The sequence below is a fragment of the Mesorhizobium sp. IMUNJ 23232 genome (assembly GCF_044326205.1).
Lineage (GTDB): Bacteria > Pseudomonadota > Alphaproteobacteria > Rhizobiales > Rhizobiaceae > Kumtagia.
In genome coordinates, this window is sequence record NZ_JBIRCY010000005.1 from 79,308 (window position 1) to 93,983 (window position 14,676).

The 14,676-nt window shown below is 64.1% G+C and carries 14 protein-coding genes and 1 other RNA gene; 9 read left to right on the top strand and 6 right to left on the bottom strand.

Translation table 11 applies throughout. The features are described from left to right. Positions 1-95: 95 nt before the first annotated feature. On the bottom strand, positions 96-917 hold the full coding sequence (locus ACH196_RS05205; RefSeq protein ID WP_396645524.1) for a GH25 family lysozyme: 822 nt from the start codon (positions 915-917) through the stop codon (positions 96-98). A 200-nt stretch (positions 918-1,117) separates the two neighbouring features. Between ACH196_RS05205 and ACH196_RS05210 the strand changes: the two genes are divergently transcribed. Beyond that, the gene (locus ACH196_RS05210) at positions 1,118-2,509 is read left to right on the top strand and encodes a serine hydrolase domain-containing protein (RefSeq protein ID WP_396645526.1); all 1,392 of its coding nucleotides are present in this window, start codon (positions 1,118-1,120) and stop codon (positions 2,507-2,509) included. A gap of 99 nt (positions 2,510-2,608) precedes the next feature. Continuing rightward, positions 2,609-2,905: a hypothetical protein gene (locus tag ACH196_RS05215; RefSeq protein ID WP_396645528.1), complete on the top strand. Its 297-nt coding sequence runs from the start codon at positions 2,609-2,611 to the stop codon at positions 2,903-2,905. Here the strand turns inward: ACH196_RS05215 and ACH196_RS05220 are convergent. Both ACH196_RS05220 and ACH196_RS05225 read right to left on the bottom strand, forming a co-directional pair. Then, positions 2,902-3,570 carry a class I SAM-dependent methyltransferase gene (locus ACH196_RS05220; protein WP_396645530.1) on the bottom strand — a complete coding sequence of 223 codons (669 nt, stop codon included), beginning with the start codon at positions 3,568-3,570 and terminating at the stop codon, positions 2,902-2,904. The genes ACH196_RS05215 and ACH196_RS05220 overlap by 4 nt on opposite strands. After that, a complete protein-coding gene (locus ACH196_RS05225; protein WP_396645532.1) occupies positions 3,567-4,811 on the bottom strand; it encodes a DUF3419 family protein in 1,245 nt (414 codons plus the stop codon). Before ACH196_RS05225 ends, ACH196_RS05220 begins: the two co-directional genes overlap by 4 nt. Before the next feature lie 170 nt (positions 4,812-4,981). On the opposite strand from ACH196_RS05225, the gene ACH196_RS05230 reads away from it, so the two are divergent. After that, on the top strand, positions 4,982-5,371 hold the full coding sequence (locus ACH196_RS05230) for a cupin domain-containing protein (RefSeq protein ID WP_396645534.1): 390 nt from the start codon (positions 4,982-4,984) through the stop codon (positions 5,369-5,371). 12 nt (positions 5,372-5,383) lie between these two features. Here the strand turns inward: ACH196_RS05230 and ACH196_RS05235 are convergent, their stop codons facing one another. Both ACH196_RS05235 and ACH196_RS05240 read right to left on the bottom strand, forming a co-directional pair. Beyond that, a complete protein-coding gene (locus ACH196_RS05235; RefSeq protein ID WP_396645536.1) occupies positions 5,384-9,046 on the bottom strand; it encodes a hydantoinase B/oxoprolinase family protein in 3,663 nt (1,220 codons plus the stop codon). A gap of 149 nt (positions 9,047-9,195) precedes the next feature. Beyond that, complete coding sequence (locus tag ACH196_RS05240; protein ID WP_396645538.1) at positions 9,196-9,438, bottom strand: hypothetical protein; 243 nt, start codon at positions 9,436-9,438, stop codon at positions 9,196-9,198. 300 nt (positions 9,439-9,738) lie between these two features. On the opposite strand from ACH196_RS05240, the gene ACH196_RS05245 reads away from it, so the two are divergent. From ACH196_RS05245 to rnpB, 5 genes are all read left to right on the top strand, one after another. Further along, positions 9,739-9,951 (top strand): hypothetical protein, encoded by a 213-nt coding sequence (locus ACH196_RS05245; protein ID WP_396645539.1) that lies wholly within the window; start codon positions 9,739-9,741, stop codon positions 9,949-9,951. 220 nt (positions 9,952-10,171) lie between these two features. After that, positions 10,172-10,891 (top strand): TerB family tellurite resistance protein, encoded by a 720-nt coding sequence (locus tag ACH196_RS05250; protein ID WP_396645541.1) that lies wholly within the window; start codon positions 10,172-10,174, stop codon positions 10,889-10,891. Further along, positions 10,888-11,658 (top strand): N-acetylmuramoyl-L-alanine amidase, encoded by a 771-nt coding sequence (locus tag ACH196_RS05255; protein WP_396645543.1) that lies wholly within the window; start codon positions 10,888-10,890, stop codon positions 11,656-11,658. Before ACH196_RS05250 ends, ACH196_RS05255 begins: the two co-directional genes overlap by 4 nt. A gap of 184 nt (positions 11,659-11,842) precedes the next feature. Further along, positions 11,843-12,748: a lytic transglycosylase domain-containing protein gene (locus ACH196_RS05260; RefSeq protein WP_396645545.1), complete on the top strand. Its 906-nt coding sequence runs from the start codon at positions 11,843-11,845 to the stop codon at positions 12,746-12,748. A 97-nt stretch (positions 12,749-12,845) separates the two neighbouring features. Beyond that, positions 12,846-13,296, top strand: an RNA gene (gene rnpB, locus ACH196_RS05265) — RNase P RNA component class A. A gap of 110 nt (positions 13,297-13,406) precedes the next feature. Here rnpB and ACH196_RS05270 read toward each other — a convergent pair. Continuing rightward, complete coding sequence (locus ACH196_RS05270) at positions 13,407-14,519, bottom strand: cystathionine gamma-lyase (protein WP_396645547.1); 1,113 nt, start codon at positions 14,517-14,519, stop codon at positions 13,407-13,409. Here ACH196_RS05270 and ACH196_RS05275 point away from each other — a divergent pair. Next, complete coding sequence (locus tag ACH196_RS05275) at positions 14,518-14,658, top strand: hypothetical protein (RefSeq protein ID WP_396645549.1); 141 nt, start codon at positions 14,518-14,520, stop codon at positions 14,656-14,658. The genes ACH196_RS05270 and ACH196_RS05275 overlap by 2 nt on opposite strands. Positions 14,659-14,676 lie beyond the last annotated feature (18 nt).

Sequence of the window (14,676 nt, forward strand, 5' to 3'; positions counted from 1 at the left end):
TTTTGGGGGACGGGCACGGCAATCATGACTATCAGGCACCAACTCGCGTTGACGCCTGTGGTCTCAAGTGCAACTGCGTCGAAAGCTCCGCGCCGCTAATGCGTGTTCGCGGCGACCCATTTGCGCCAGGTCGCCTGGCTGCCGTTGAAGACGTTGATGTCGGCGTCGCCCTTGATGCCGGGCACGACGCCGGTGCCGGTGTACTGCCAGAAGGTGAAGGGATGCGCGCCGTAGCGGTCGCTCGGATGGTCGGCGACCGAACGCAGCCAGTAGGGATAGTCGGTGAAGCCCGCCAATTGGTTGTCGTCGAAGAAGTCGATCGAGGTGTAGATGATGGGCTTCTTGCCGTAATGTTTTTCGACCATCTGCAGGAAGATGCGCATTTCGCTCCGCACCGTCGCGGCGGGCGGGCGAAGCTTGCAGGTTGGCGACTGCGGATTCCACTCCATGTCGAGCACCGGGGGCAGGGCGCCGCGCTCCTTCGGCACGTTTTCGATGTACCAGCGCGCCTGTTCGGCGGCGGTGCGGCAGAAATAATAGAAATGATAGGCGCCGCGCGGGATGCCGACCGCCCTGGCGTTGCGCCAGTGCTCGGCGAATTTGTCGTCGACGCGGTCGCCGCCCTCGGTCGCTTTGATGAAGGCAAAGGAGATGCCGGCGTCGCGCGCCTTCGGCCAGTCGATCGAGGTCTGGTATTTCGACACGTCGGTGCCGTGCACGGCATAGGAAAAGGGCGTGCGCGCCGTCCACTCGTGAGGGTCGCTGTCGCTGAAGCGTGGGTTGAGCACGGAGACATTGGCCGTTGCCTTGGCGCTCGAAGGCGGCAGGGCAGAGGCCGACGAGTCCAGGCCGAGATCGCCGCTGGTGCTACAGGCGGAAAGCAGGCAGGCAAGGGCTAGAGCCGCCAGTCGGCGCATGGGTCTCCTTCGCGCCGGTCCCCCCGGCTGGTCTCTTGGTGCCTGACGGTCCCGCAACACGCGGGCCGTTATCGTTCACACGGTCATCAACTCCTAACCGTGATCGCCGAACATGGTTGATATTCGGTTGATCCCGCTCGACATCGGTAGCGAACTACGGGACGAATTCGGGCAATTTGAAGGACAAAAGAGGGCAGGGCATGCGACTGATATGGCGGCTGGTCAAAGGACTGGCCATTTTTATGGTCGCGGCCATAGCGGTGCTGATCGGCTGGCTGTATGTCGCGCCGCCTGAACTGATCCGCGTCGGCGCCGGCTACAGCGCGAAGATCGTCTGTTCCAACGTCTTCCTCGCCGGCCGCGACGCTGGCCAGGTGCTGGCCGACGACGTGCAGGCGCCGGGGCATCCGCTGCTGAAGATCATGCGGGTGAGCGTCGACCGCGACCGCAAGATGGTGAGCGCCGGCCTGTTCGGTTTCCTTGGCGAACGTACGGCCGTGGCGCGCGACGGGCTGGGCTGCACCGTGCTGCCCGAAGGGGTGTCGGCCGATTCGCTGGAGCAGGTGCCGCCAGCTTCGACGGCGCAGGCTGCGTCAGGTTCGGGGCTATGGCCGGATGGCGACGGCGTCGCGCCGTCGGAAAATCCCAAACTCACGGCAATTCTCGACGATCCGGCGATGGCCGGGCCGGGGATGCGGGCGATGGTGGTGGCCAAGGACGGAAAAATCGTCGCCGAACGATACGGGCCGGGTTTTTCGGAAAACACGCCGCTGCTCGGCTGGTCGATGACCAAGACAGTGAACGCCGCGATCATCGGCACGCTGGTCAAGGACGGCAAGATGAAGGTCGACGACAAGAGGCTGTTCGGCGACTGGCAGGCCGACGGGCGGGCCAACATCTCGGTCGCCGACCTGATGGGCATGTCGAGTGGGCTGGAGTTCAACGAGGATTACGGCGACGTGACCGACGTGACGCGCATGCTGTTCCTCGAACCAGACATGGCGGGCTTCGCCGAGGCAAAGCCGCTGGCGCATCCGGTGGGCAGCGATTTCAGCTATTCGAGCGGCACCACGCTGCTGCTGTCTTGGGTGTGGCAGCACGCGCTGGGTGACGGCGCGGCGGCACTGACCTGGCCGCGTGCAAAACTATTCGGGCCACTCGGCATGGACAGCGCGGTGCTGGAGACGGACGCGGCGGGCACCTTGGTCGGCTCCTCCTATCTCTACGCGACGGCGCGTGACTGGGCGCGCTTCGGCCAGTTCCTGCTGCAGGATGGTGTGTGGAAAGGTGAGGCGGTCCTGCCGGAAGGGTTTGTGGCATGGATGCGGCAGCCGGCGCCGGCCTCGTCGGGCACCTATGGGCGCGGGCAGCTCTGGTTGCGTGGGCCGAGCGGCACGCGGGAAGAGGATGCAGCGCTCGGCATTCCCGGCGATGCGTTCTGGATCAACGGCCATGACGGGCAAACGGTAACGGTCATCCCGTCGCGCAAGCTGGTGGTGGTGCGCATGGGTCTGACGCCGGACAAGCTGGGGTATCGGCCGCAGAAGATGGTGGCGGCGGTGGTGAAGGTTCTGGATGGCATTGATGACTAGCGCATACACTTTCGCCCAATGTTGAAATCTAGTGAGATGGACGGCGCCAATCCGATATCTGGATAACAGCAGCCACTAAGACGTCACGGGGAACCAAAAATGCCTGACGGAAGAACCAAACGTATGGTCAGCCTTCTAGCTTATGTCGCGCGCAACAAGGGAACTATCACCTACAGTGAGTTCGCTGACATTATCGGTGGCATTGCCCGTGGTGTAGGCAAGCTGCTGACCAACGAATTGGCGCCGCACTGCCGATCCGAAGGACTGCCGAATTTGTGGGCGTTGGTCGTGAATGCAAAGACTGGCATGTCGACCGACCCGGACGTCACTCAAGCAGACCTCGACGCCTGTTATACCTTTGATTGGAATGTAACGCAGGATCAGCGAGCAAACTAAACGCCGCTACTGCTCCCTACCACCGCCAGATGCGCGTAGTCGCGATAGAGCCGGTCGAACCGCAAGGGGCGGCCATCCTCGGTTGCTTGTCGGTACAGTTCGGCGTCGAGCGTCGCGCGCGGGGTGACGTGGTATTTCGCCAGCCAGGCGCGCAGGGCGCTGCGGAACCAGCCGGGCAGCCGCTGCTGCTGGCCGAAATCGACGATGTGCAGCGAGCCCGCCGGCGACAGAGCGCGCAGCGCGGCGGCGATCGCCCCTTCCCAGCCGGGGATCATCGACAGCGCGTAGGAGATGAAGACGCGGTCGAATTTTTCCATGCCGAACAGGTCGGCTGCGTCGAAGGCGGTGGCGTCGCCGCGCGCCAGTCTTGTCCGGTCGGCAATGCCTTCCTTTGCGAGGTTGGCGGCGGCGGTTTCGAGCATTGCGGCTGATATGTCGAGGCCGAACAGCCTTGCCTTCGGATAGCGGCGGCCGGCGAGGATCAGGTTGCGGCCGGTGCCGCATCCGAGCTCCAGCACCGTGCCGCCGTCCGGCACACCGAGTCTGGCGATCATCGGGTCGCGGCCGAGCAGGTAATATTTGCGGGTAAGATCGTAGACATGGCGCTGGAACCGGTAGTTGCGGTCCATCAGCGCCGCGTGATGCGAGCGGTCGACGACGCTCATCGGTCTTTCAGCACGTAGAGGTGGAAGCCGCCATAGATCGCCGAGCGATCGCGCGCCGAGTAATTTCGCGACTCTTCTTCCTCGTAGTGCCACTGGTCGAGCAGGATGTCGGAGACGCGGCCGGGCAGCAAACTGGGTTCCGCCGCCGTGCGGAAGATGACGCGGGCGCCGGGGGCGGCGGTGCGGGTGATCTCGCTCCACAGCGCGTTGAGCTGCGCATCGGTCATCCAGTCCTGCGCGTCGAGCAGGATGTAGCGGTCGACCGACATGGCCGGCTTGCCGCCAAGAATCTCGCCGATATTGGCGTGATGCACCGTGACGCGATCCGCATTGGTCCGGATTTTCGGAAAGTTCTCGCGGGTGAGATAAGCCGGCAGCGCAGCTTCGCCTTCGCGGGGATAGCGGCGGGCAAAAGCCTGCCAGGCGAAATAGTTGTCCGATAGCGGAAAGTCGCAGGCAAGCTTCTCCAGCCGGGCGCGCAGCACGCTTGCCATGGTGCCGTCGCCGGAGGTGACGAGTGAATCGTATTGAGCCGGCGGGATGCCGAGGCCGAAAAGCGACGCCTTCTGCGCCGTTGCCCAGCGCAGCACGGGCTTGTTGAAGACCGGGGCGAGTCGCTCGTCGAAGAAGCGGCGCTGTTCGTCGATGCTCTGCGCCTCTGCCAGTTTGCGCGGGTCGACGCCGTGGGCGCGGGCGGCGAGATGGCCGGCGGCGATCGCCCAGCCGAGCAGGCCGGTGCGGTAGAAATCGCGCTCGAACACGCCGATACGGCGGCCGCGCAGCCGGCGTTTCTCCCAATAGCGCCGCGACGTTTCGTCGAGGTTTGGAGCGATGAAGCGGTCGTAGGCCTCGCTGTTTTCGCGGTTGCCGGCCTCGCCGAAGAAGCGGAAGAAATCGCGCTGGCCTGGCAGGTGTTTCAGCGCGGCGAGCTTCAGCCGGTTGAGCGCGACATGCGCCGAATTCAGGTCGACGGCGTCGATGGCAGCGGGCGAGCGGGTGAGATAGGCGAGCACGTTGCAGCCGCCGGACGCAATTGTGATGACGCGGTGGCCTTCGCCGAGCTGCATGGCTTCCATGTCGACCGCCGGGTCTTCCCAGATCTGCGGATAGACGAGGCCAGAGAACAGAAGCGTGAACAGCCGCTCGGAAAAGCCGGCCTTCGACAGCGCCTTGTGCTGGTAGACGGCCTGCTTGAGACGAGCATTTCCGCGAAGAAGCGGGGCGGCGGAGGTTCCGGTCATGAGCGGCGCGAATCCCGTTGGAAATGTTCCGCAAGCCGGTAGCGCGATGGCGTGACGGAGGGGTGACGCAGGGATGACAGGCGTGTGACGACTGTCAGGAGGGCACGGCGCGCCGGCTTGCGCCCGCCGTTCGCCTCGCTCATCCTTCAGGCTGCAAATTGGAGGCCCAAATGGCTCGACGTGACTTCGACCCTTCAACCGTCGCTCCGGACGGCCGCTCGCCGGCGAAGGCGCGGCTCTTCAACGGCGCGCTCGACGGTCCCTATCGGGGTTCCGTTAATGGCGAGACCCTGCCTACCGCGGTCACCATATTGACCTATGGCAACGACGAGCCCGGCACGGGGCCGATGCTGCATGTTCATCCCTATGACGAAGTTTTCGTGATCCAGCAGGGCCGTGCGCGGTTCTTTGTCGGCGACAAGATGATCGATGCGGAGGCGGGCGAGGTCGTGCTCGGTCCGGCCGCGCTGCCGCACCGTTTCATCAATCTCGGTCCGGGGCGATTGCAGACGCTCGACATCCACCTGTCGCCCAAATGGATTCAGACCAATCTGGAGTAGGAGCGGCGGGTCTCATCGCGCGCCAAATCCTCCAGATGTCGGCGTGGTGACGATCACGGCTTCGCCGGCCTCGAGCACCGTCTGGTCGCAGGCTTTCAGCGTTTCGATGCTGCCATCCGTGCGGCGAACCTCGGTGCGGCCGACCTCGCCGTCGCCGCCGCCATCGAGCCCGCGCGGCGGGCGGTTCCGGTGCGAGGAGAGGATAGCGCATTCCATGCGCTCCAGGAAGCGGATGGTGCGTTTCGTGCCGTCGCCTGCGGGGAAGGCGCCCTTGCCGCCGGAGTTTTCGCGGATGTGGAAATCCTCGAGCAGCACCGGGAAGCGCAGTTCCAGCACTTCCGGGTCGGTAAGGCGCGAATTGGTCATGTGGACATGCACGCCCGATGTACCGCCAAAACCGTGCCCGTCATTCATGCGGCCGGCTGGCGAGCCGGAGCAGATCGTTTCGTAATACTGATAGCGATCGTTGCCGAAGGTGAGGTTGTTCATCGTCCCCTGCGCGTTGGCGAGTGCGCCCATGGCGCCGAACAGCGCATTGGTGACATGCTGCGAGGTCTCGACATTGCCGGCGACGACGGCGGCCGGATAGCTGGGCTTCAGCATGCAGCCGTCGGGGATGATGATGTTGATCGGTCTTAGGCAGCCGGCGTTCATCGGGATGTTGTCCTCGACCATCACCCGAAAGGCGTAGAGCGCGGCGGCGCGGGCGACCGGCTCGGGGGCGTTGAAATTGTTCTTCATGACCGGCGAGGTGCCGGTGAAGTCGACGGTGGCTTCGCGCTTGTCGCGGTCAACGATGATCTTCACCTTGATCACCTGGCCGGTGTCGGTGGGATACTCATATTCGGAGGCGTCGGGCAGACGCTCCAGCACGCGGCGCACGCTTTCGGCAGCGTTGTCCTGCACATGGCCCATATAGGCCTCGACCACGTCCAACCCGAAATGCGCGACCATCTCGCGCAATTCCGCCACGCCCTTCTCGTTGGCGGCGATCTGCGCCTTGAGGTCGGCGATGTTCTGGTGCGGGTTGCGGGCAGGGTAGGGGTGGTCGGTGAGCAGATGGTGAAGCTCCGCCTCGCGGAATTTTCCGCGCTCGACGATGCGGAAATTGTCGAACAGCACGCCTTCTTCGTCCACGGTGGTCGCCAGCGGCGTCATGGAGCCGGGCGCGGTGCCGCCGATGTCGGCATGATGGCCGCGCGAGGCGACCCAGAAGAGGATGTCCTTGCTACGGCCGTCAAACACCGGCGTGACCACCGTAATATCCGGCAAATGCGTGCCGCCATTGTACGGCGCGTTGAGGGCAAACACGTCGCCGGGATGCACGTCGCCCTGGTTCAACCTTATGATCGTCTCGACGGAGCGGTCCATGGAGCCGAGATGCACCGGCATATGCGGGGCGTTGGCGACCAGCGCCCCAGTGTGGTCGAAGACCGCGCAGGAGAAATCCAGCCGTTCCTTTATGTTCACGGAGTAGGCAGTGTTCTGCAGCGTCACGCCCATCTGCTCGGCGATCGACATGAACAGGTTGTTGAAGACTTCGAGCATGACCGGGTCGGCCTCGGTGCCGATGGCCTTGCTGCGATGCTTCTTCTCGGCGCGGCGCATCAGCACGTGGTTTTTCGCTGTGATTTCCGCCTGCCAGCCGGGCTCGACGACGATGGTCTGGTGCGGCTCGACGATCAGTGCCGGGCCGGCGATGCGATTGCCCGGGCGGAGCGTTTCGCGCGGGAAAATTCCCGCGTTGCGCCAGTCGCCCTCGACGAAAATCCGCCTGCGTTGCGAAGGGATTACATCCGTTTCCTGCAACGTTGATTCCGCTTCGGCGCCGGCCGCGCCGCGGTTGTCGCTGCCCTCGACGGCGACCGCCTCGACTATCATCGGCTTAGCTTCATAGACGAAGCCGAATTGCGCCTTGTGGGCGCGTTCGAATTCTGCCCTGGCATTGTCCAGCGAGCCGTCCTCAAAAGGCACGGGCAGCGCGGTGTCGGTGCCGTCGTAGCGGACGTGCAGGACAGGGCGGCAGGCTGCGTCTTGCGGTCCAATGCCCTGATCGGAGAGTTCGGCGAGCACGTCGCCTTTCAGCGTCTCGATCAAGGTATCGATCGCCTCGTGTGAGGTATCGTCGAGCGGCTTCAAAAGCCCTTGCTGCCGCGAGGCAAAGACGGAGGCCAGCCCGATGCCGTAGGCGGAAAGTAGGCCGGAGAAGGGATGGATCAGCACCGCCTCCATGCCCAGCGCGTCGGCGACAAGGCAGGCATGCTGGCCGCCGGCTCCGCCGAAGCAGTTGAGCAGATATTCGGTGACGTCGTAGCCGCGCTGCACGGAAATCTTCTTGATGGCGTTGGCCATGTTTTCGACGGCGATGGTGACGAAGCCCTCCGCCACCGCTTCGGGAGAACGGCTGTCGCCGATCTCCCGCGCAAGTGCCGCGAAGCGCTGGCTCACCGTATCACAGTCGAGCGGCTGGTCCTGGCCGGGGCCGAAGATCGCCGGGAAGAAATCCGGCTGCAGCTTGCCCAGCATGACGTTGGCGTCGGTGACGGTCAGCGGCCCGCCGCGCCGGTAGCTTGCGGGGCCTGGACTGGCGCCGGCCGAATCCGGGCCGGCCCGGAAACGTCCTGCTTCGTAATGCAGGATCGAGCCGCCGCCGGCCGCCACGGTGTGGATGCGCATCATCGGCGCGCGGATACGCACGCCGGCGACTTCGGTGTCGAAGGCGCGCTCGTAGCTACCGTCATAATGGGCGACGTCGGTGGAGGTGCCGCCCATGTCGAAGCCGATGACGCTTTCGAAGCCGGCGGATTTTGCCGTCTCGACCATGCCGACCACGCCGCCCGCCGGGCCGGAGAGGATGGCATCCTTGCCCTGGAATTTTTCCGCCGCGGTGAGGCCGCCGGAGGACATCATGAACATCAGGCGGGGAGATGAAGATTGACCAGTCTCCCCCCAGGCGGGAGAGATCGGCAGTTTCGGCGCGGCGCCAAGCTCCGCCGCCACCCTTTGCACATATCGCGCGAGAATCGGCGACAGGTAGGCGTCGACGACCGTGGTGTCGCCGCGGCCGACCAGCTTCACCAGCGGTGAGACCTCGTGGCTGGCGGAGACCTGCGCAAAACCCATCTTTCGGCAGAGCTCGGCCACCGCGCGCTCATGGTCCGGATATTTCCAGGCATGCATGAAGACGATGGCGACGGCGTCTATGCCGTCGGCCTTCGCCTGTTCGACCGCCGGAATCACGTCGGAAAGGTCGAGAAGCGTCTCCACGCAGCCGTCGGCGCGCACACGCTCGTTCACTTCCACGACACGCTCGTAGAGCTGTTCGGGCAGGATGATCTGCTTGGCAAATATGTCGGGCCGCGCCTGGTAGGCGATGCGCAGCGCGTCGCGGAAACCCTTGGTGATGAACAACAGGACGCGGTCGCCCTTGCGCTCAAGCAGCGCGTTGGTGGCGACCGTCGTGCCCATCTTGATCTCACCGATCAGGTGAGACGGTACGGCGGCATAGCGGTCGATGCCGAGCAGGTCGCGCATGCCCTGGATGGCGGCGTCGCGATAGGCCTCGGGATTTTCGGAAAGCAGTTTTACGGGATGCAGGGCGCCGTCAGGCGAACGGCCTATCACGTCGGTGAAGGTGCCGCCCCGATCAATCCAGAAGTCCCATCTGCCGTTCACGATCCGCGCTCCGTGTCGTTGCGCCTGACAGATAGCGGAAAGCCTGGGAACGGTCACCGATGCATTGTGCAGATCGGAGGGCAGAAACAACTTCGCCCACGCTTGAGAGCACGTGGGCGAAGCAAATCACAGGAGAATCGCGGGTTGGATTATTTGGCAGTCCGCGCCTTCGAAGCTGTGAGCGGGGCGCCATCGGCGGCCCTGATGAGGTTGTATATCTCCGCGACGGTATCGCGCACTCCCAGCACCTTTGGTTTGGTGTCGGCCTTCTTTTCGCTTTCCTCAGCGAAATACAGGGTCGAGCCGCCGCCGGTGCGCGGGCCGATGTGCGTCAAACGATCGACGTCGACCAGAACCGGCTCGAGATCGTTTCGCGTAAGCTTAATCCACATATCTTCCTACCCTCTCCAAATGTTGTCTAAGCATCGGCCCTGAGGCCCGAAGCCGTGCGGAACAAAGATAACGAAAGGTGGCCTTTCTAGGACCGTCGCGGCGCGAAGACAAGTGCGCTTTTTCGAACCGCAACCAACCTGGATTCGAAATGACCTTGCGAAGTGGCGAGGCCACTTTCATCGGGCGTATAATCACGAATTATTACAGAAATATGCCAAGCGTGAAGAAACGCATGCCCGGTTCGAGCATTTCAACCTGATTGCCAAGCCATCGACGAAGAGAGAGGAAAGGAAGAAATCATGAAGAAACTCATTCTGGGTTCCATTGCGGCCTTGGCCCTGTTGGGCGCCGCGGCATGCAGCGACAGCAAGGACAGCACAACCACGCAGAGCACCAATCCGCCACCGGCCGACCAGACACAGCCTGTCAAGCCCGAGGCTACGCCGCCGCCGACTACCGACCAGGGCGGCAGCATGGCCCCGAAACCAGCGGAGCCGGCTCCCGCTCAGTAACGGGTCGAAGCAGTTCGTTGTGAAAGGGCCGGATCGCTCCGGCCCTTTCTATTGTGTAGTCAGTTCCTTTGAGATTCGGCGGGCTGTGCGCACGAGCCCCGGCCGTCGTGGGAAATCGCCTAGGCCCACTGCCGGCAGGCAGCCGGCAACCGCATGGTCTGATCCAATCTCATCTCGCTCCGGCCTCGCCAAGCGGCGACGCGTTGGCTATGAAGCGGCCATGTCGATCTGGATGCGCATCGGGGAATTCGTCAGCAAGGTGAGCGCCTCGGCAAGCGCTGGCGCGGCCGATCTTGCCGAAGCGGTGCGCACGGTATTCGGCGGCGATCCAGAACTGCGCCGCCGCGTTGCCTTTTCGATTGCCATGATCGCGCTTTCGGCCAAGATGGCGAAGGCCGACGGCATAGTCACCCAGGACGAGGTCCGCGCATTCCAGGAGATCTTTTCGGTGCCTCCCGCCGAGGCGCGGAACGTTGCACGACTCTACGATCTGGCGCAGGGCAACGTCGCAGGCTTCGAGGCCTATGCGGAAAAGATGGCGGGGTTGTGCGGCTCCGGCCGGCCGAACTGCGCGATGCTGGAAGACATACTCGACGGCCTGTTCCACATCGCCAAGGCCGATGGGCTGCTGCACGAGCGCGAGGGACTTTACCTGCGTCGCGTCGCCGAGATTTTCGAGATCGGCGAGGACCACTATCGCAGCATCCTCGCCCGTCACGTCAATCTCGGTGAGCGTGACCCTTATGTCGTGCTCGGCATCGAGCGTGGGCGTCCCTTCGAGGAAGTCCGGCGCCGCTATCGCAAGCTGGTCGCCGACAACCATCCCGATCGGCTGATCGCGCGTGGCCTGCCAGCCGAGTTCATCGCCATCGCGACGACGCGTCTGGCGGCGATCAACACCGCCTACGAGATGATCGAGCGTGGCATGCGGCATCTATGAGCGGGTTTTCGCCCGATCATCCTGGCGCAGCGGTCCGGGCCTCACCGAATTTCGGCGAGCGCCGCGAAGGGCTGCAGCCGGAGATCATCATCCTGCACTATACCGGGATGGCAACCGGCGCGGGAGCCGAGGACTGGCTGTGCAACCCGGCTAGCGAGGTTTCGTCACATTATCTGGTTCATGAGGACGGGCGGATCGTGCAGATGGTGCGCGAGGCCGATCGCGCCTGGCATGCGGGAAAAAGTTTCTGGCGCGGCGTCACCGACATCAATTCGCAGTCGATCGGCATCGAGATCGTCAATCCCGGCCACCAACTCGGCTACACGGCTTTTCCGCCGCGGCAGATCGCCTCGGTCAGCGCGCTCTGCCAGGGCATTGTCGCTCGCCACGGCATCCGGCCGGAGATGGTGCTGGCGCATTCCGACGTGGCACCGGGCCGAAAAATCGATCCGGGTGAAAAGTTTCCGTGGGCTCTGCTGGCGCGAGCCGGCGTCGGCCATTTCGTCCGCCCGGCGCGGCATCGAAGCGGGCCGGATTTGCGTGAAGAGGATGTGGGCGGGGGCGAGGGCGTGGAGCGGCTGCAGTTAATGCTTTCACGCTACGGCTATGGCATCGAAGTCACCGGCTGCTATGACAAGGCGACGGCGACTGTCGTTGCCGCCTTCCAAAGACATTTCCGGCCGTCGAAGGTCGACGGCGTCGCCGACCGGGCTACGGTGGAGACGCTGCGGAGATTGCTTGAGGTGCCTTCTCCGCCGCAGGGATGACGCCGGGGAACGCTCGGCGGTGTGTTTGGCGTCTGACACAATTTGTAACACAATGTGATTGGCGGCGCCCTTTTCGCCCCATACTTCGGCGTCAAACGACCGGTCCTCCCACCGGCGCACCTTTCGCGCGCCTATGACCGACCCGGCCGCGCCCTGTTGCCCGGCTTTCACAAAACAGGACCTGATGAATAAGTTTATCGTGTTGACGGTGGCATTCGCCGCCGGCCTGATCGCTTTTGCCGCGAGTGCTGCGGAGCTCCCCAACATCCCACGCAAGCCGCTGTTTGCGACGCAGAAAGCCGCATCGACGAAGGAGGCGGCGAAGCCAGCCGCCAAGTCGGCGAAGGCCTCCAAGACCAAGGCAAAGCCGGCCACTTCAGCCAATCTCGCCGACCGGAAGCCGGTCATCGCGCGCACGCCGCTGTTTTCTATGCAGAAGACCGCCTCCAGCGCGGAAACCGGGAAACCGGCTGTTAAAGCTGCAAGACAGAACGCCAAGGCGATGGCGGCGAAAGGCGGTAAGGTGAGTGGCGCGCCCAAGACGCAGCGCAAGACGGCGAAGCTGAATATCAAGAAGACGAAGTCGGCTGCCAGAACGGTCAAGGCAAACAGCAGGAAGGCGAAACCGAACACCACGACGGTGACGGAAATCACCCTCGATGCGAAAACGGCGGCTTATCCTGTGAAGCCGGATGTCGCGGCGAAGCCTGGCGGGGTAGCGGGGCCTTATCATGCCGTGATCGCCCGTTATGCCGCGGAATACGGCGTGCCGGTCTCGCTCGCCCATGCCGTCATCAGCGTCGAGAGCAGCTATCGGCCGAACATGACCGGTTCGGCCGGCGAGGTCGGGCTGATGCAGATCAAGCCGGCGACGGCGCGAGGCCTGGGCTACAGCGGATCTGTGGCTGGCCTCTACGATCCTGAGACAAACATCCGCTTCGGCATGAAATATCTGGCCATGGCGCACGAACTCGGCGGTGGAACGACCTGCGGCACGATCTTGAAATACAATGCCGGCCATGGCGCAAGGCGCATGAACCCGGTGTCGCAGGCCTATTGCGGCAAGGTGCAGCGACTCCTGGCGAGCTGATCACGGTAGCCGCGGCGCCGTCTGGCGCCTCTCGGAACTCCGGGCAAAGGCCGAATTTGACTTGCGTTTTGCCGCCAAAGCACCTTTATACCGCGCGTCAGCCGGCCGGGCGGCCGCACCCGCAATCGCCGAAAGGCCGCGGGTGAGGAAAGTCCGGGCTCCATGGATACACGGTGCCGGATAACGACCGGCGGGGGCGACCCCAGGGAAAGTGCCACAGAAAGCAGACCGCCCCGCCGATAAATCGGCCCATTCGTATCGGGCAAGCCGCCGCGAGCGGGCCGATCTATAGGCGGGGTAAGGGTGAAAGGGTGGGGTAAGAGCCCACCGCGCTGCCGGCAACGGGAGCGGCAAGGCAAACCCCACCGGGAGCAAAACCGAATAGGGATGGCGCGAGGGGCAACCCTCAGGACTGTTTCCGGTCCGGCCATCCGGGTAGGTTGCGCGAGGCGTGGAGCAATCCGCGTCCAAGACGAATGGCCGCCACGTTCGCGGGCCCAAAAGGCACGCGGGCCATACAGAACCCGGCTTACAGGCCGGCTGACATTTTTCGACTTTTCAAGTAGTTAGACGGCATGCCTGACAAAATGAGCCAATTTGGCGGCCGTAGGCGCGCCTCGCCAACGCTGGGGCTCGCCAATGGCCGGAGGCTGTGGCATCAGGCGGCGGCCGTCAGCGCCTGGTCGATCGCTTTCCAGAGTTCCTCCGTCGGCTCGCAGCCGACGGACAGGCGGACAAAACCGGGCTCCACCGCGTCGCCCCAACGGGCGCGGCGCTCGGCCGAGCTGTGCACGCTGCCGAAGGAGGTTGCGGGCTGGAGGAGGACGCAGCCGTCGATGAAGGCTTCCGCCTTCTCGGCGCTTTCCAGGGTCAAGCCGATCAGCGAGCCGAAGCGCAGCATCTGCGTCGAGGCAAGATTGTGCGACGGGTGATCCGGCAGGCCGGGATATTGCACCGTCTTGACCGCTTTATGCTCCTTCAGCCGGGCGGCGATGGCGCCGGCCGAATTGTTCATGCGGTCGAAGCGGATCTCCAGCGTCTCCAGGCCCCTATGCAGCAACCAGGCCTCGAATGGGCCAGGAATGCTGCCGGACAGTTCGCGCCAGCGCCTGACCGATTCGATGATGTCCGGGTTTCGGGTGGCGACATGGCCGAACAGCGCATCGGAATGGCCGTTGGGGGCCTTGGTGTCAGCGGCCACCACGATGTCCGCGCCAAAATCCAGCGGCCGCTGGCCGTAGGGCGTCATGGTGGTGTTGTCGGCAACGACCAGCGCGCCGGCGACATGCGCGGCGGTGGCGACTGCCGCGATGTCGCAAAGGTCGAGGCCGGGATTGGCGGGCGTCTCGACGAAGACCAGGCGGTAGCCGTCAAAGCCACCGTCGAGGAAGGATGCCGTCGGCCTGAGATCGAAGGAAACGCCGAAGCGCGACAGGAACCGCTCGCTGAGCACGCGCGTCGTGTAATAGCCGTCGGAGGGAAGCAGGATGCGGTCGCTGGTTTTCAGCAGGCCGAAGAACACAGCCGAAATCGCCGCCATGCCGGAGGGGAAGGCGAGGCAGGGCGCATCTTCCAGATGCGACAGCAATTCCTCCGCCGCTTCCCAGGTGGCGTTGTCGAAACGACCGTACTGGTTGAAGTTTCCGGGGTCGCCGGGCAGGTGATAGGTTGAGGCGAGCGTCAGCGGCAGGGGAACCGGATCGCCCTTGGCGAGCTTGCGGCGCCGCAGATGCGGCAGGCCGGCCGCGCGGGACGTGGTGGTGTCGGTCATGATGGATCCCGCCTCGATACGCGCAATTGTCTTTGACGCGGCGTTTGTCGCGGTAAAGCTGCGTCCGTCATTGAGTATCGATGTGAAAGAGGCGCGGCAAGGGTTGCTGCCGCGCCTCCTGAGAGACGATCTCTTTTGAGCGCCGTGGCGGCGACCC